The organism is Candidatus Gillettellia adelgis, from assembly GCA_020541285.1.
GTDB lineage: Bacteria > Pseudomonadota > Gammaproteobacteria > Enterobacterales > Enterobacteriaceae > Gillettellia > Gillettellia adelgis.
Map to the genome: position 1 here is coordinate 457,939 of CP047043.1, position 19,030 is coordinate 476,968.

Annotated in this window: 8 protein-coding genes; 5 read left to right on the forward strand and 3 right to left on the reverse strand. The window is 36.2% G+C overall.

Translation table 11 applies throughout. The annotated features are described in order from the left end of the window. Positions 1-1,323: 1,323 nt before the first annotated feature. The 5 genes from prmB (at position 1,324) to trpR (ending at position 9,600) form a co-directional block, all read left to right on the forward strand. Entirely contained in the window at positions 1,324-2,256 is a 933-nt protein-coding gene (gene prmB / locus GIY03_RS00955) for a 50S ribosomal protein L3 N(5)-glutamine methyltransferase (protein ID WP_457913846.1), read from the forward strand. Between the two features lie 43 nt (positions 2,257-2,299). Further along, entirely contained in the window at positions 2,300-3,385 is a 1,086-nt protein-coding gene (gene aroC / locus GIY03_RS00960) for a chorismate synthase (protein WP_457913847.1), read from the forward strand. 1,693 nt (positions 3,386-5,078) lie between these two features. Then, positions 5,079-6,293, forward strand: a complete 1,215-nt coding sequence (fabB, locus tag GIY03_RS00965; RefSeq protein ID WP_457913848.1) for a beta-ketoacyl-ACP synthase I — start codon at positions 5,079-5,081, stop codon at positions 6,291-6,293. A 977-nt stretch (positions 6,294-7,270) separates the two neighbouring features. Further along, on the forward strand, positions 7,271-9,199 hold the full coding sequence (gene sltY, locus GIY03_RS00970) for a murein transglycosylase (protein ID WP_457913849.1): 1,929 nt from the start codon (positions 7,271-7,273) through the stop codon (positions 9,197-9,199). A gap of 56 nt (positions 9,200-9,255) precedes the next feature. Next, positions 9,256-9,600, forward strand: coding sequence for a trp operon repressor (gene trpR / locus GIY03_RS00975; protein ID WP_457913850.1), 345 nt, complete (start codon positions 9,256-9,258; stop codon positions 9,598-9,600). 1,599 nt (positions 9,601-11,199) lie between these two features. On the opposite strand, the gene hslU is transcribed toward trpR, so the two are convergent. The 3 genes from hslU to priA all read right to left on the reverse strand — a co-directional run bounded on the left by hslU (position 11,200) and on the right by priA (position 18,990). Then, the gene (gene hslU, locus GIY03_RS00980) at positions 11,200-12,534 is read right to left on the reverse strand and encodes an HslU--HslV peptidase ATPase subunit (protein WP_457913851.1); all 1,335 of its coding nucleotides are present in this window, start codon (positions 12,532-12,534) and stop codon (positions 11,200-11,202) included. 12 nt (positions 12,535-12,546) lie between these two features. Next, entirely contained in the window at positions 12,547-13,077 is a 531-nt protein-coding gene (hslV, locus tag GIY03_RS00985) for an ATP-dependent protease subunit HslV (protein ID WP_457913852.1), read from the reverse strand. A 3,717-nt stretch (positions 13,078-16,794) separates the two neighbouring features. Further along, complete coding sequence (gene priA, locus GIY03_RS00990) at positions 16,795-18,990, reverse strand: primosomal protein N' (protein WP_457913853.1); 2,196 nt, start codon at positions 18,988-18,990, stop codon at positions 16,795-16,797. Between the last annotated feature and the right edge of the window lie 40 nt (positions 18,991-19,030).

Genomic DNA, 19,030 nt, shown 5'->3' on the forward strand with positions numbered 1-19,030 from the left:
GTGTTGCTAATGCGTGTATTCTAATTAAGTATTCTATATGCACCAGTATATCAGTCACTCTTTAAATAATCATAAGATAACACTAATAATAGTAGCGTCAAAAACTATCTGAGTATATTATAAAAGGAAGAGCTTGTGAATTAACTAATGAATCATATCATAACACTTATATAAGTGATTCGTAAGTAACCGCATGAATATTAAATGTCTACTATATTTTTTGATATAATGAACTTAATGAGCTAAAAATTATATTTTCAATTTCTAGAAATTATTGTAGTCCTGGAAAATTATTTCCTACTCAGTCCTTATAATATGTAAGGAGTAGATGTAGTATGCTATTTTACAATCTTTTAGCAAAGTTTAACGGACGTTATTCCTTGCTTTTTTGATAAGTACTTTTATACTCTTTTTATTAGAAATAAACGTAAAGAACCATCAGGTAGGCAGAAAACCTTAATGTTTATTATTTCTCAGTTTTACCCGACTTATATCCTGCTAAACCATTTTATTAAGAATGATATGTATTTGTTATATTCTTAGGTAAGTATCTCGACTTTAGTAAGACAGACATTTACAGTGTGAATTTTTATAATTACGGATTACTGTGTGAAAAATGTTGTTTTAGTTTGATTAAATCTATAATATTTGACAAATATGATTAGTGTAAATGTTACTATCCAGGATTTTAGCTAGTCATCTCACTATATCATCCTTGTACTCTACATGAAAAATGTTGTCAATAGACTAGGTCAGTGTGCTTTCTAACTGCTTTTAGTTTTTATAAACTTTTAAGAATATTAATTGTTTTTGCTGAACTATATTTATGTGGTATAATATTAAGCTTTTCAAATATAACTGTTACGCTTTAGTTAGTTATTGTTCCTCTAGCACAGACTCTTAGGAACTGCAAGGTTTATTATTTAATGGTTCTTAAAAGGCCTTCTGATATCGCAATATATAGCAGTTTCATGAAAAAAGCATTAGTAACACATGTCGCGTATCTTCCTTCAAAAATATAAGACAATCTTTTACGCTACTATATCTCTTTTGCCTTATAACTTATGATGGAAGAGGCTAGGTATTAGCTTCTATATTTTTATGTAATTTAATTATATTTTCATAAAATATATTTACTAATATAAAGATATAGAATTTCAGTCACCATGCGTATAGTTAAATATTATATCTCCTAAATAAGCGATATCAACATAAAATTGAGTATATAATCTATAGTATAAGAAGTTGACGTAATTTTTTTATAGTCTGCAGAATAAATAGTATGGTGAAATTATTAATTATAAGTCCCTGTTGGAGGAAAAATTGGAAAAAATTTTCGTCGATGAAGCTGTGAACACATTACATACTATACAAGATATGCTGCGCTGGACTGTAAGTCATTTTAATATTGCTAATATTTACTATGGTCACGGTACCAACAATTCATGGGATGAAGCAATACAATTAGTATTACCCAGCCTGTTTCTGCCATTAGATATTCCAGAGGATATGTATACTGCCTGTTTAACTCCCAACGAACGCCGTCGTATTATAACACGTGTGATTCGTCGTACTAATGAGCGCATACCAGTTGCTTACCTAACTAACAAATCCTGGTTCTGTGGCATGGAATTCTATGTAGATGAGCGTGTGCTGGTGCCACGTTCATTAATTGGTGTTCTAATCAACGATCGTTTTAATTCATTACTTCCACATCCACCGCAAAAAATTCTTGATATGTGCACTGGCAGCGGTTGTATCGCCATTGCCTGCAGTGATATTTTTCCAGACGCCGAAGTGGATGCAGTAGATATTTCCAAAGAAGCACTAGAAGTGACTGAGCATAATATCCAAGCACACGATCTTGAGAATCAGGTTATCCCTATTTGTTCTGATTTATTTCGTGACATCCCTAAAATAAAGTATGATCTAATAGTTACGAATCCTCCATACATTGGTACAAAAGAGATGTGCAATTTACCGAAAGAGTTCTATTTTGAACCAAAATTAGGTCTCCTAGCTGGCGATGATAGTTTGCAGTTAGTTCGTCGCATTTTGGCTTGTGCGTCTGATTACCTAAGTCACGATGGTGTGCTAATTTGTGAAGTGGGTAACAATATGTTACGCCTGATAGAACAATATCCAAAGATTCCGTTTACTTGGCTAAAGTTAAAAAACGGTAGTAATGGTGTATTTATGCTGATTAAACCACAATTAATTGATTGTAAGGCGCACTTTAGCATCTACCGCGACTAACGAGTATGTTTCTCATGATTATTACCAACGATAAGGAACCGTGATGGCAGGAAATACTATTGGACAGATTTTTCGTGTTACCACCTTTGGCGAATCTCATGGAGTTGCATTGGGTTGTATCATTGATGGCGTACCACCAGGTATACCGCTTACTGAGGTAGATTTAAAACACGATTTAGATCGCAGGCGTCCAGGGACTTCTCGGTATACTACTCAGCGTCGTGAACTAGATCAAGTACGTATCCTCTCTGGTCTTTTTGAGGGTAAGAGTACTGGCACTAGTATTGGGTTAATGATTGAGAACACTGACCAACGTTCCCAGGATTATAGCGCTATTAAAGATATATTTCGTCCAGGGCATGCTGATTATACTTACGAACAAAAATACGGGGTTAGAGATTATCGAGGTGGTGGTCGTTCTTCAGCACGTGAAACTGCAATGCGTGTTGCGGCCGGGGCAATCGCTAAAAAGTATCTACGGGAAAAAGTAGGCGTACAAGTACGTGGATATTTGGCACAGATCGGCAATATTACGTGTCAATTGCGAAATTGGGAATACGTCGAGCAGAATCCATTTTTCTGCCCTGATCCAGAAAAGCTAGCGCAGCTTGATCAACTTATGCGAACTTTAAAAAAAGAGGGTGACTCAATTGGCGCTAAGATCAGTGTGATCGCTGACAATGTGCCTGTTGGTTTAGGCGAACCGGTATTTGACCGTTTAGACGCTGATCTGGCACATGCGCTGATGAGTATTAATGCAGTAAAAGCTGTGGAAATCGGTGATGGTTTTTCTGTAGTAACTAAACGTGGTAGCGAAAACCGCGATGAAATAACCCCTCAGGGTTTCCAGAGCAATCACGCAGGCGGTATCCTTGGTGGTATTAGTAGTGGTCAATCAGTGATCGCTCATTTATCGTTGAAACCAACGTCTAGTATTATGGTGCCGGGTCGCACAATTAACCGTTGTGGTGAAGCGGTAGAGATAGTGACGCGTGGCCGACATGATCCCTGTGTTGGCATTCGTGCAGTGCCAATTGCCGAAGCAATGATGGCTATTGTACTCATGGATCATCTGCTGCGACAACGCGCTCAGAACAGTGATGTAATTTCTACGATTCCGCGTTGGTAATAAACCATGAAAATTAAATTTTATCCTCGTTACTAAATGTTTATTCCAGTAGCGTTGAACATAGTCTTTCGAATATAAATAAGTTACATATATTAACGCGTTATTGATATCATGAGCGTACTAAAAGTACTATCGCTAGGTATTGATAATGTGTGAGTCTACTCTGAATAATCCAATATCACATGCTAGTCATCGCAAGACAATAGTAAGCAGTGCAGCATGTGTTAAGAACCTTGTTTGCCGACACTAATCATTTCTTTTCACCCAGTTCTTTTTTGTCAAACATGCACTAGGTTTACATGATGTTCCTGCTACTCATTTTTCAATAAAGTATTATAGCATTTCGCTGATAACTGGTACTAATGTAATGCTATTAATACATAGTCTTAATCGGACTTAGATTAAGTGTAAAGGTGCAGAACCTACATAACTAGCTAAACACCACTAAAAGTAGCAAAATCTAGAAGAACCACAGATATAACACACATCTTGTGAAATGCTAACAAGGTGCGTTGATTATTATTGTCTCAGATTATTATAGTATAGTACTTATTCTCTCTGTTATTGCAGCTACATTGGTTATTATAGTGCGCTATAAATTACTTAATCCAACGTAATCAGTAACCTTGTAAATTCGTGATATTATACAGCTCTGTGTAATATAAGATAGCTTCTTACTATGCGCCACTAGGTGAGCGGTTATTTTCAGTGTATCTAGTTGCTTAATTTTTAACATGTCATTGATCTTGCTTGTATATTTACATTATAGGTCAGGTGTTTGATCTTACTTTATTTAGGTGTTTGACCTCGCTTGATTAATGATAAAAATTTTGTCTTGACATAGTAAGATTAATAAATAGTGCTGTTACCATTATCATCAGAAGTTGTCTTATATAACAAAAACACCTGAGAATCGGTAGTCGTCAGGATAATAGTGATCAGTTTCTCATTCAGTATGTTGCGCTTTAGGTAAAGTTACGATACGTATTTAAAGATAGCTTATTATAATCTGCATTATAAAAATCAGAACCAGAGCAATAACGAAGCTATTTGTAGTAGTGAGCAAAGGAATATGTATCGTAGAATAGATCGCGGTCTACATGTTAAGATAGTGTAAAGCCGATAAGGCTTAAGGCATCAATATGACGTTGTCAGTATATTAAAATCACGTCATTAAGAGCGTGTATAATATGTAATGCTATTATAATGTATTTGTTAGAGCAAATCAGTTTTTATAATATAAATTATTAAAACTAATAAATTGCAGGTATTAATATTTAAGGTTTAGCAGTGTCTAATTAAATTAGATAGCGTTTAGTTAAAAGTTCACTCTTATATCAAAGCTAGTGTCGCTATGATACACAATCAGTATCTATAATCGATAAGTCGCTGTAGTAGTCGATAATTATTCAACAACGTATGAAAGCTTTTAGTTTATTATCATTAAAAAATAAACGTTATTGAACTTCTTAAAAAGAAATATACCACCTTACCATAAGGTGGTATTGCTGTTTATATTGTGGCCTTAACATATAGTTAATGGCTAGTAACGTAATAAACTACGTCAATCTTGATAATATTAGTCAGATGATAAAATTGACAACGTCAATCAGCTTTGTTCGGCGTATAACTGTACGCTAAAGTACAATGCAAAATCCCTTAGGTAAATCAATAAGTATGGAAGAGGTATGAAATGAAACGTGCAGTGATTACTGGTTTGGGAATCATCTCCAGCATTGGTAATAATCAGCAGGAGGTTCGGGAAAGCCTAAAGGAAGGTCGATCTGGGATCACTTTCTCTCAGGAACTAAAAGATTCCGGTATGCGTAGTCATGTATGGGGAAATGTTAAACTAAATACTGATGGTTTAATTGATCGTAAAGCAATGCGTTTTATGAGCGACGCATCTGTTTATGCTTACCTTTCTATGGAAGAAGCCATTAAAGATGCTAGGTTAACTGCTGATCAGGTATCTAATAATCGTACTGGTTTAGTAGTTGGTTCTGGTGGAGGTTCACCACGTAACCAAGTCGCTGGCTCTGAGGGCATGCGTGCTAAAGGTTTGCGCGGTGTTGGCCCATATATGGTGACTAAGGCTATGGCATCAGGTGTATCCGCCTGTTTGGCAACCCCATTTAAAATTCGCGGTGTTAATTATTCTATTACTTCCGCCTGCGCCACTTCTGCACATTGTATTGGCCACGCAGTTGAATTAATTCAACTTGGCAAGCAAGATATAGTGTTTGCAGGTGGTGGCGAAGAGCTATGCTGGGAAATGGCTTGTGAGTTTGATGCCATGGGTGCATTGTCAACTAACTATAATGCTACTCCGGAAAAAGCTTCCCGTACTTATGATGCTGCGCGTGACGGTTTTATTATTGCTGGCGGCGGAGGTATGGTAGTGGTTGAAGCATTCGAACATGCGCTAGCTCGCAGTGCATATATCTACGCGGAAGTCATAGGTTACGGGGCGACCTCTGATGGATCTGATATGGTAGCCCCATCAGGTGAAGGGGCAGTACGTTGTATGAAGATGGCCTTGCAGCGTATTGATACTCCGATTGATTATATGAATGTGCATGGCACATCTACTCTTATTGGTGATGTAAAAGAACTTAAAGCGATCCGCGAAGTATTTGGCGAAAACACTCCAGCAATCTCCTCTACTAAATCTATGACTGGCCATGCTCTTGGCGCCGCTGGTGTGCAGGAAGTAATTTACTGTCTTTTAATGACTGAGCATAGTTTTATTGCACCTAGCATCAATATAGAGAATCTAGATAAGCACGCAGTAGGCATGAACATTGTAACCCAGTCAACTCGGCGTCAGTTAACTACTGTAATGTCTAATAGCTTTGGTTTTGGTGGTACTAACGCTACGTTAGTGATGTACAAGTTACCACAGTAACGCTGCTAATATGTATTGCATAAACATGTACTAATACATATTAATACATGAAGAGTTCTATTCTAGGTTTACTGTAAACTATAGATACTATTATTATGCCAAGAGTATAGCACAAACTATCGATCGTTTGACCTACATCATCGTGTGTAAAACGAAGTTATTTCTTCTAAGTTGGATATTATAATGATACAGTGAAATTATTTAGTCTATTCATAATGGTTGAATAAAAGTCTTTTAAATTTGTTATTTCTAATATGATCCGAATCATTCCTGCTGGTGGTTTTATAATACTATAGAAATTGCGATTTAAACTTGGGTAAATATTGTTACCTGATTGATTTTTTTTGCTATTTTTAAGTAAAGTAAAAAGTAATTATAAATATCAATATATCTTAAGGTGATTCAGGAGATGCGGACGCCTATCTATACTAGTAATACTTAACATAACTAGTAATACTTCAACGTACAAAATAGTAAGAGACTATAAATTAGTTGCGAGCTGTTTTTAAAAACAATTCAGTAAAATTGCTACCCAAATCATTAAAGATGCAACTGACTAAGTTTTGCTAACCTACATCAGTTAATAGCTGTGAATCTTGTTTATTTTCTGTTCTATAACCTTAATCACTGAGATATATTGATTGTATTTTAGGTACTAGATTATTTGAGATGTGATTTAGCTAGCTACAGAATATTCGATATGATTTTGATAAGTATAGTCATAATTTATTACTAAAATTAAGACTTTATTTTAAGCTTTAGTACGGCAGTACACTTCTTCTACTTTTATAGTAATGAAGATATCAGTATTATTATTTTTCGGTAAGTTTATATTTTGAAGGATTACGCGCATATTTGTGTTTAAATAATACCAATATAACAAGGCAGACTATTTTCGGATATAGCTTAATAAGCTATTAGCTGAAGTTTCGATATTCAGGCTACTTCTAGCGGTATAATTGGAGGGGAACATACATATGCCTAAGTCAGACAAATGGTGGTATTTTTCTATAGGGCTTTGTTTAATAGTCTTTCCCGCCGAAATTCTCGCAGATTCTTTAAATGCTCAGCGTCAACGCTATGAGAAAGTTCAGCAGGCATTCGATAGTCATCAAGAGGAGATAGTTGTACAATTACTTCCGACGCTGAAAAAATATCCACTTTACCCTTATCTAAAATATCGTAAATTAATACAAAATCTTAGTCACGTGAGTTTTTCTGACGTCAACTCTTTTATAAAGCAAAATCCAACGCTTCCACCGGTGAAAGCATTGGTGCCTCGCTTTATTAATGAGTTAGCACGACGTGAGGACTGGCGCACTTTGCTCATGTTAAGCTCGCGGGTACCTCAAGCAGTCGTAGCACGCTGTAATTATTACTATGCTAAATGGGCAACTGGTGATCAGTCAGCAGCATGGTATGGTGCTGCTGAACTATGGATGGATGGAAAAACACAGCCTTGGGCGTGTAATAAGCTCTTTAACGTTTGGCGTCTATCAGGTAGACAAACACCTCTTAATATCTTAGAACGTATGAAGCTGGCGTTAAAAGAAGGCAATAGTATGCTAGTTAATAATCTATGTCGTCAGTTACCTTTAGATTATCAAGCCATAGGTAAGGCTCTAGTATGTTTGCAAGATAATTGCACTACATTGGAGTCTTTCGCTCGCAATGTAGTACCAACTGATTTTACCCGCGATATCATTGCTATCGTTTTTGAACGCCTAGCGAGACAAGATGCGAAAAACGCTAGGGCTATACTACCGACCCTTGTACGTTTACAAAAAATGAGTAATACCCGACGTATAGTCTTAGAAGAGGCACTAGCATGGTGTTTCATGAATAGTGCTGCTACCTATGAACAGGCTCAATGTCGCGATCAGGTTATTTTGCGCAGTCAATCACCAGCATTATTAGAGCGGCGGGTACGCATGGCACTAGGTTATGATGATCGGAAGGGTGTAGTGACGTGGTTAGCGCATTTACCATTAAAGTTACGAAATAAGCATGAATGGCGCTATTGGAAAGCTAAAATGCTTTTAGAAGCTGGCAAACGCAGTGAGGGTGAAGAGATATTACATAACTTAATGAGTGAACATGGTTTCTATCCGATGGTAGCTGCGCAAAAACTACACGTCACTTATCCGGTGAGGATAGAACTTGCACCTCAACCTTATAGTGCACTGCTTCGTAAACCAGAGATCGCCCGAGTACGTGAACTGATTTATTGGAATATGGATAACTGGGCGCGCAGTGAATGGAACTCATTTCTTATCAACCGCAACCATGCTGAACAAGCTGCATTAGCGCGTTATGCTTGTAATCAAGAATGGACTGATCTTAGTATACAAGCGACTATTATTGGAAAACTATGGAATCATTTGCAAGAACGTTTTCCACGTGCTTGGTCTAAGGAGTTTCGCCGTGCTACCCATGGTAAGGATATAACACTGAGCTATGCTATGGCGATTACTCGACAAGAGAGTGCCTGGAATCCAAAAGCACAATCTGCCGTAGGTGCGACTGGACTTATGCAAGTCATGCCGAATACTGCTCAACATACGGTAAAAATTTTTTCTATACCTGGGTACGTTAGTTCGAGCCAATTATTTGATCCAAAAATTAATATTACTATTGGCACACGTTATCTAGAGCACTTGTATCAGAGATTTGGCCACAATCGTATTTTATCGACGGCTGCTTATAATGCTGGACCATCGCGGGTGAATAACTGGCTTTGTAATACTGCAGGGCGGGTGGATGCGGTAGGGTTTATTGAAAGTATCCCTTTTTCTGAGACACGCGCTTATATCAAAAATGTATTGACTTATGATGTTTTTTATCGTTATCTGAGTCGTCAGCCAGCAAGCATACTGACTGACATAGAATGGAAACAGTATTATTAAGTTGTATCACCTCATTAGTATGCTAGTTATGTTGCTTAAATAGTATGGTGACTATTATGACGCAATTATCGTTCAGTCATCCCGTCGTCTTTTTATCAAAAGACACGGAGGATTGGTTGCTTTTCACAAGACTTTTGCAACATGCAAAAGCGCAGGAGTTACAGCAGCCGTTGATGCAACTCTTGCTAACGTCAGACGAGCGGATTGCATTAGGTACACGGGTAAGGATTATTCAGCAATTAATGCGTGGAAAAAAGAGTCAACGTGAAATTAAGCATCAACTAGGGGCAGGTATTGCTACGGTAACTCGTGGTTCAAATAGTTTGAAGACAGCTTCGCCAGCTTTAAAACAATGGCTTGAACAACAATTGCTGAATGATGTACAAGAGCTTGGCCATTAGAGATGTTCTAGTAAATCTGCGAACGATATATTACACATTCTAAAATAAGAACATGACACTAAAGATAATCGAAAAACCTACTGTCTGTTGGTAACTATTTCCATCATAATAGTTGAGTCTTTCACTCTAGTATAGTAAGCAAAATATGTTCTTTGGTAATTGATATAGATATTTGTTTCATAACAAATTAGAGAAGAATAAGGTGAATATTATTTGATTAATTTCATGGTTCTGTAATCAGTAATACTAATATTCTATAATCATTGAAGAGGCTTAATTTTTTATCAATTAGTCATATTGGCAGCAAAATATACCGCCAGGTAACAGGTGGGGTATAGTATTTTAATTATAGTAATCCCGATGTAAACATACAATAAATTACACTATTATTCTATTTTCTGAATAGCTAGAATTCTAATGGGCTTTCTTTGGTGTTTTGTTTGTATGGGTCATAACTTAATGTACTTATGAGTAATATAATTATAATATAAAATCTAACATGCTCAACGTCAATACGTGTTTTGTCTCATACAGAGTGAAGAACCCGTTTATCATCGCGTATCCTTGATACGCTGCATTAGCTACAATAGATTGAGTGGATGAATAATTAAGTATTTACTAAACTATTTAGATATTACTTAAATACTGTAGTGTAAGATGTGTAGTTCTAAAAAACTGTCTTGATTAACCATGTAATATAGAAAAAAGTATCATAGACTTTCTTGGCAATTTAGTAAAATTGTCATAGTAGGCCTCGCTCATGAAGTCAGCCTAGATGTTAATGGTGTGCATTTTATCTAAAAGAATACAGCGTAGTGTACGCTTAGATGGCTGCTTGGAAACATTCTATATAGTAAAGAGAAGGGAATTCTATTTACTTAAAATGCTACAATGCATTGTGCTTGAATAATATTATGAGTCTTATAATCTGCAGAGATAACGTGCTTAATAATAAATATTTCTGTTTTGTTAAAACTAGAGAAATTAATGTAATAAAACAGCATGTACCTATCATATTTAATAAACCCATGTGATTAGCATGTAGTTTGAAAAGACTGCATGATACTAACAAATGTTAATCGTTAGTATCTGCTAATCTTTAGCTAGAACTTGCATGTTATAGGAGCGTGATAAAACCTTTGCATCAAAAGGTTTGATACAATCGCTGTTGCACTTCATCAAAGATATAACAGAAGTATACTATCTCTTATTTTAGAATCAGACAAAGATTTCATTAGAATTTTATCAGATAGGATGAAAGATAACTTCAAAACTATACACATGAACACTCTAAGTTATTTAGATATATTATTTGTAACAAAATATTAGTTGCCGGATTTTTTAGTCGCATCAAGTGTGCAATGAGTAGTAGATCTGATGCAGATTGCATTACTTAAATGATATGAGAGAAAAATCATATTTTGACTGAGGTAACTAGTTGTAGTGTATGAACATGTAATCAATATACGAAGCTATTAAACATGGACATATAATCCGGAGTATTATGATGAGTATACTGGTAGCTTTCTATGTGTATTAGGAATAATTGTAGAGGCAAGTCCTTGTAAAGATATACTTGTCAGTTTAATATATTATCAGTTATAGGATAAAACGACTTAAATCTTCATCTGCAACTAGTTCATCTAGATGACTACGTACGTAGTTCTTATCAATTGTAATAGTCTGTTGGTCTATTTCATTTGCATTATAAGAGATATCTTCCATGAGACGCTCTAGGACTGTATGTAGGCGACGTGCTCCAATGTTTTCGGTGTTTTCGTTAACCTGCCACGCTGCTTCAGCGATATGACGAATACCATCGGTAGTGAACTCGATATTTACCCCCTCAGTATTGAGAAGCGCTTTATATTGCTCAGTTAGAGAGGCGCTGGGCTCTGTTAGGATGCGTTCAAAATCTTCAGTGGTTAGCGCCTGTAACTCAACGCGAATCGGTAGACGACCTTGTAACTCTGGAATTAGATCTGAAGGGTTACCAGTTTGGAACGCGCCAGAGGCGATGAACAAGATGTGATCGGTTTTTACCATGCCGTGTTTAGTAGAAACGGTACAACCTTCCACCAGTGGAAGTAAGTCACGCTGCACGCCTTCGCGCGATACGTCTAGCCCAGCACTTTGGCTACTACGTTTGCAGATTTTATCGATTTCATCAATAAAGACAATGCCATGCTGCTCAACTGATTCAATCGCTAGTTCTTTTAGTTCTTCTGGATTCACTAGTTTCCCAGCTTCTTCTTCTACTAATAGCTTAAAGGTTTCTTTAATCTTTAATTTTCGCGGTTTTTGTTTTTGGCTGCCTAGGTTCTGAAACATAGACTGTAATTGATTAGTCATTTCTTCCATGCCTGGAGGCGCCATAATTTCTACATTCATCGGAGCAGCAGGTAGATCAAGTTCAATTTCTTTGTCATCTAACTGACCTTCTCGGAGTTTTTTGCGAAATGCTTGCCGAGTGGCTGATGGCTCTTTATTCTCTTTTGATTCCCCCCAATTGTTCTTAGCTGGTGGGATTAGCGCATCAAGAATACGTTCTTCAGCTAGTTCTTCTGCGTGGATGCGATGCTTTTCAATTGACTGTATACGTATCATTTTAATTGCAGCATCAGTTAGATCTCGAATGATAGAATCGACTTCTTTACCTACATAGCCTACTTCAGTGAACTTAGTCGCTTCGACCTTAATGAACGGTGCGTTAGCTAACTTTGCCAGGCGACGCGCAATTTCTGTTTTACCAACACCAGTCGGGCCAATCATCAATATGTTTTTTGGTGTTACTTCATAACGAAGTATCTCATTAAGTTGCATGCGACGCCAGCGATTGCGTAGCGCAATAGCAACAGCGCGTTTAGCCTTGTTTTGGCCAATAATATAGCTGTCTAGTTCGCTAACGATCTGACGCGGGGTCATGTTAGACATAGTATTTAATCCTTACGCTTTGGAAGGAAATTCTTCAATGGTATGAAAATGATTAGTATAAATACAGATATCACCAGCAATGCTAAGAGATTTCTCAACAATGCTACGAGCGTTCAATTCTGTATTTTCTAACAATGCGCGAGCTGCAGCTTGAGCATATGGACCACCAGAACCGATAGCAATTAAATCATTCTCTGGCTGAATGACATCACCATTGCCAGTAATAATCAATGAGGCGTTTTCATCGGCAACAGCTAGCAATGCTTCAAGTTTGCGTAACATGCGATCAGTGCGCCAATCTTTCGCCAGTTCAACAGCAGCTTTCACCAAGTGGCCTTGATGAATTTCTAACTTTTGTTCAAATAATTCAAAAAGTGTAAAAGCATCAGCAGTGCTACCAGCAAAACCAGCAATTACTTTATTATTATACAGACGACGTACTTTTTTAACGTTGCCCTTCATGACTGTATTACCTAAGGTAGCTTGGCCATCGCCGCCGATTACTACCTGGCCATGGCAACGAACGCTTACTATTGTTGTCACGCGCAAATCCTAGTTGAAGATCGAGGGAAGCCCTCTTAGTTTATAAGCTGAGACTAAAATACATATTAAAAATATAAATGGGGGGGGTTTAGTAGTTTTCAACCCCTGTGATACATGGAATATAGATTGGTGTGTTAAGATTGTGTGAGTGGAAGAGAGTACATTTATTAATGTACAAGCCGAATATGACTCGATTCCATCGAGTATTTTTTAGTCATTTGTTTATCAATACCTTCAAGCGCCAAGCACATGCAAACAAATTAGCATAATAAACAGTATAAAATGCACCATGCTGCATCAGTCATACATAGGTTTGTAACTTTTTCTAAGCGTATTGTTGCGGTTTTTTCTTTATTGTCGGATGTGTTTAACAAGAAGTTGTACGAGTGTAGTACGCCATTGATTATTAAAAAATATTTTGTCGTGAGTCGATTTATCGTTGTAGATAACTATTGCTACGTATAGCAATATTTGAAGGATTTATGTATTGTAGTATATTGAAACATGTTGAATGTTATTGCATAGTAACCTGCGTTCTTTTCAAAAAAAATGACGTTGCCTTATCGTCAAAGGGAATTTAGCGTTTACTTTATCACAGACTGAATTTTTTTGGGATGTTACACACCAATCTGACTGTTTTGAGATCTCATATGTTATAGCTAATGTTCTTCAGGTTGTGGTGGTAGGGCAATGCATTAGACGGTATCTAGATGTTAGTAGGAATGACTAATGATTGTATTTGTCGTGCGCAGTACAACATACGCTACCAACAAAAATATTAGCAGTATGTTAGTTAGTATGAGTATAGGTTTAGATATTGTTGTAGAATTATATATTTTACAACTAAAATTGATATGTATCCCTATTATTTGCTGCGATTTACATAGTCTTTTGCCACTATTATTCCACTTCTTCCTAGTTTTAAGTAAGTATTTTATATTTATAAAAATAATATATCTGACTAGTATAAAAGTAGCAGACTGTTACTGTAGATTATTAGCTCATCATCCAATAGCCACATGCTATACGCCAGGCTTTTCTGATATAGCTGATCTAACAGTAGACAGCGTCTGTTTGTCGATCAGATACGATGAACTTTATCGCTGCAATTAACAGAGGGTTTTAATATTACACTAGTGTAATATTGTGAATGCTTTTGATGAATAAAGAGTATAACACTCTTCAGTTTATTTTTTGATTGTAAAATCAGCCTATTGCAGCTAATAATTAATATTAGCTATCTCTTTGAAGATTTATAAACCAGTTTTTTATTTTTTTTAAAGCAAAGCCTATTAGGCTGATCGATCTAGTAGTACTACATCATGTTATGATATAGTAATTTGCTAGTTTTTATACGGTAAACCTTTAATGATCCATACTATGGTAAATTTTATCTTGCAGCGCCTAAAGAGCTGTGTTGTTGGGTGTTTAGTTGAGAACTGGCTTTGTCTGCTAATATTTTCATTATGCGATAACTTTAGTGCATCTGCTCATTTTTAGTATAGTGCTTGCTAGGTGTAATGTAACAGTAACTACAAAGCATTTTTGAAATGCTTCGGCTATCTGTAGCGGTGTTATAGTTAGCTCTAAGTTTAGTGAAGTTGCTTGGCTCAGCTAACTACTTCACAGTGAAAGAAATGCTGCATTGTTGATAAGTACGTTTACTGAGTACCCATTACGATCAATCACTTCGTCATACTAAATATAACATAATCGCGAAAATTCAAATAAAATGAAACATTAGCGATTTTGAGTGTAGTATCCTATTGTGTATAGTTAAACTAGTATCTAGCCATCAGTAATCGCTGGTTTTCATTGCCTACTTGAAAGATAACCGTTTCCTCTAACCTTGTAATGTATGAGATATAATAATTACAATACCGTCTGCAGTACTGTTAGATTTACTTATGTTTTTAAAAATTCACTCGGATTATGGCATTCAGCATCTAGCTGAATAGCTCGGTAATATTATTAGGAAGAGTTATTATAATATATAATAAAACTTATCATAACTATGTAACTAGATGTTAAATACTGAGTTTATTGAGAATCAAATGATTCAATCGATCTAAGGACAAAATTATAATAGCCTATCAAGATATTTTTTATTCGTAAAAGTGACATTCAATTGCCATTACCCTAAGTTCAATATTTTTGGATTAATGACTAACGTATCAATCGTTTTCTGAGTTTCAGTAGATCAGTTTTAATCTGGCAAGTGATCATCGAGCAGTGGTGATGTATAGTTTTAGGTATGTGTATGAACATGTATTTGGGATCCATGCTTTTCATTATACTGCTAATACTAGTTATGCCATAATTTCGTGTGTTATGTTTTGCACATACCTTGCGTTTAAACGTCTGATTTGTTAAAATTAATTAATCTTCTCTGAAAATTAAGTTTTTTCCAGAATTAAAGATTATTATATTAGTGCCAACTTATTTGTTTTTTTGATTGCTTTTTCTTTTAGCTTACAGCTGATAGCTAAGCTTTTTATATTTGTAAATCAGTGCATTATGAAAGTATAAAAGATATTACATATTGTATTATGAATGCTTATTATAGCACTTTAATGCTTACACTTGTAATTAGATAGAAGTTAGTAGGTTCATTTTATAAATACGATATAAGTTAAGATAAAATTTATCGTGTATAGCTGTGTTTTTGTTTTTTAAGCCCTCACACTGTAACGTGATTTTTAGATCTCTTCAACTTTATGCAGTTTTCTGTTTGTTAGACATTATTAAATATTTTTATTTAAAATAGGAGCTGAATTTGTCATCTGAGTGCAATATAAACCGTAGAATTTATTACTGATCTGACAGAGAATGTTCGGGTGATAACATTGTCTTCGGTGCCGTTAATTAGTAAGTAATCGGGTATTTATCGCAGTTTTTTAGGTGTAGTTATATAACTATACTTAAATAATTGTAGTCACAGAAAAAAAATGTCTAGCGTATCGTATGAATACACTACATGTAGTAGGAAAAGATTTTATATAAAATAAATAACTGATACAGAAGACCGAAGAGAACAACTTTGTTTTTTTGATTGATTGTATATATCGAACACAGGAAATAGAACGTGTATATATAATTTTAGCAACAAAACTTAAACACTAGAAACTAGTGTGATTTTTTATAAATATTGTAAGTGTGCTACACTAAAATATAATACTATTAGAGTTGCTATATTCAAAGATAAATAATGATAATACAATATTGCCTATTTTATTATAAATATAAACTGCATACATAAAATAAAATGTGTACCAAACTGGCAAGACAGATTCTCACTTCTAGAACTTATAAGAAAGTGGTAATGACAAGGAATCTAGAATCTGATATAAAGACTATAACAATAATGCATGAAAAGATTAGCAATAGCTGTTAAGTTACAATACAATATTATGACAGGAATATACAGTGTTACTGTAATGCATGTAGGGATTTATCGAATAATTTTTTGCGAATTTAACAGTAACTTCAGATGTTAAAGCATTCTAATGTTAGCGCATTAACTTCATAAGAGTCATTTATAATACATAACACGTTAGGTTAACTAAATAATTGTAACATGTTACTAGTCAGATAGCATATCCCTTCAATTTATTATGTAATTCCTATAACAGAATGCATTGAAAATGTTTGTTGTATTTTGTACTTTTAAAGATACATGCATTATTTGACGTTTGCGCAATGAGACTGTAATGAGTGTTAGTTATCTATTGGATCAACGTCTAGGGTCCACTTTATTTTGCGTGTTTGTGGTAAACTAGTAATTAGCAGTAGTAGATGTCTGGCGAGCTGTTGTAATGATTGCCGTAATGGATGTTGTAATAATAGTTGCCACCGATAGCGACCGCCACGTTTAGCCTGTAGCGCTGGTGTTGGACCTAATACCCATAACGAATGATCCTTGATATGGTTTATCTCTAACCAATTACGAATTTGTTGTAGAAAACGAGGAGCCTTCTGATTGTCATAATCTTCTGCACGCACAATAATATGGTGGGTATAAGGAGGGAGAGAGACGCTATTTCTTTCCGACAAAGCTTGTTGAGCGAAGGCACTATACCCCTTGTGTAGTAAAATTTTCAACAAAGGGTGTTCAGGATAATGAGTTTGTAAGAGCACTTCTCCTTGCGTGTCTGCGCGACCTGCGCGCCCAGATACTTGTATGTATAGTTGGGCAAAACGTTCAGCGGAGCGGAAATCAGCGGAAAATAGCGCACTATCAACATTGAGCAATACTACGAGAGTAACATTAGGAAAATGATGTCCTTTTGCCAGCATTTGCGTGCCGATTAAAATGCGTGATTCACCACGGTGAATATCCATCAAATATTCTTCCAATGCACCCTTGCGGCTAGTAGTATCACGGTCAATGCGAATAATGGGTGTTTTAGGGAATAAGTGTGTTAATTGATTTTCTAATTGTTCAGTGCCCACGCCAATCGATGACAAATACATGGAGCTGCATTGTGGACAGCAGTTTACCATAGGTCGCTGACTATTACACTGGTGACAACGTAATTGATTTTGATTTTGATAGAAAGTATAGTAATGATTACAGCGTAGGCATGCTGCGATCCATCCACATTTATGGCATTTTACCGCTGCAGCATAACCACGACGGTTTAGAAAAAGCATAACTTGCTTACCAAGCTGAAGATAATGTCGAATGCTTTTTAGTACCAGTGTTGATAAACCACTTTTTAGTGGAAGCCCCCTAAGGTCGATTAGACTGAGTGATGCTGCTTTAGAGTTGCCAGCACGCTGCGCAAGTGTTAACTGACGGTATTTGTGCTGCTGTACATTGTAAAGCGTTTCTAGCGCTGGAGTGGCAGAACCCATTACTATCGGGATGTTTTCTTCTTTAGCTCGTAATACTGCTAAGTCACGAGCATGGTAGCACCAACCTTCCTGTTGTTTATACGAGCTGTCGTGTTCTTCATCGATAATAATAATCCCTAAGCGCTTGAACGGGCTAAATAAAGCTGAACGAGTACCAATAATAATAGCTACTTCACCGCTTCTAGCGCGCAGCCATACATTTAGCCGTTCATTATTATTTAGTTTGGAATGTAGTACATCTATTGGCACGTTGAAACGTTTACGAAATCGGTCAGCAGCTTGTGGCGTTAGGCCAATTTCTGGTACTAGCACTAGCGCCTGTTTACCTTTAGATAAAATTTTTTCCAATACACCAAGATATACTTCAGTCTTACCAGAGCCTGTCACTCCAGCTAGTAGCCAAACTATAAATTGTGTGTTATGATTGTGGATGTTTTCTATTGCATGGGTTTGCTCGGTATTCAGTAGTAGTGCATTGCTCAACACAGCAAAGCTAGCGTGCCAGTCTTTGGTAACGGCGTTTTGGTACCGTAAATCAATGAGACCCTTAGTACGTAGTATGCGTAAAGCGCTCATTGTTAATTGATATGGACTAATCTGATGACGATAAATTGGACGTTGCTTGATTAGTGCGAGCGCCTGTTGTTGTTTGGGTGAGCGCCTCAAACTTTCTAGCGAAGTAGCGTATCCCTTGTCAGTGGTAAACCATTCTTCTAATACAGTAACTTCAGTGGGTTTACCTGTGCGTAGCAACACTGGTAGCGATTGCAATAGCACTTCACCGATCGGATAATGATAGTAATCGCTAGCCCAGTGTAAAATGCGCCACAAACTAAGGGAAAACAGCGAGGTAGTATCGAGTATACTATTGATTGGCTTTAATTTTTTTAATGGTAATGCGCTAGTTTCACGGTAATTAGTAATAATACCTATTACCTGTTTGTTTCCCCAAGGTACAGATACTCGTGCGCCAGCTACTGGATGTAAACCTAATGGTAATAGATAGTCAAAGGTGCGAACGCAAGGAATAGGTAAAGCAATTTGCACAATAGGCATACGTAATCCAAATAAAAATAATTTATTAGTGAAGATAACT

Bases quoted from the DNA above. Each gene is read 5' to 3' on its own strand.
- priA (WP_457913853.1), bottom strand. From the start codon at position 18,990: ATGCCTATTGTGCAAATTGCTTTACCTATTCCTTGCGTTCGCACCTTT.
- trpR (WP_457913850.1), top strand. From the start codon at position 9,256: ATGACGCAATTATCGTTCAGTCATCCCGTCGTCTTTTTATCAAAAGAC.
- fabB (WP_457913848.1), top strand. From the start codon at position 5,079: ATGAAACGTGCAGTGATTACTGGTTTGGGAATCATCTCCAGCATTGGT.
- sltY (WP_457913849.1), top strand. From the start codon at position 7,271: ATGCCTAAGTCAGACAAATGGTGGTATTTTTCTATAGGGCTTTGTTTA.
- hslU (WP_457913851.1), bottom strand. From the start codon at position 12,534: ATGTCTAACATGACCCCGCGTCAGATCGTTAGCGAACTAGACAGCTAT.
- aroC (WP_457913847.1), top strand. From the start codon at position 2,300: ATGGCAGGAAATACTATTGGACAGATTTTTCGTGTTACCACCTTTGGC.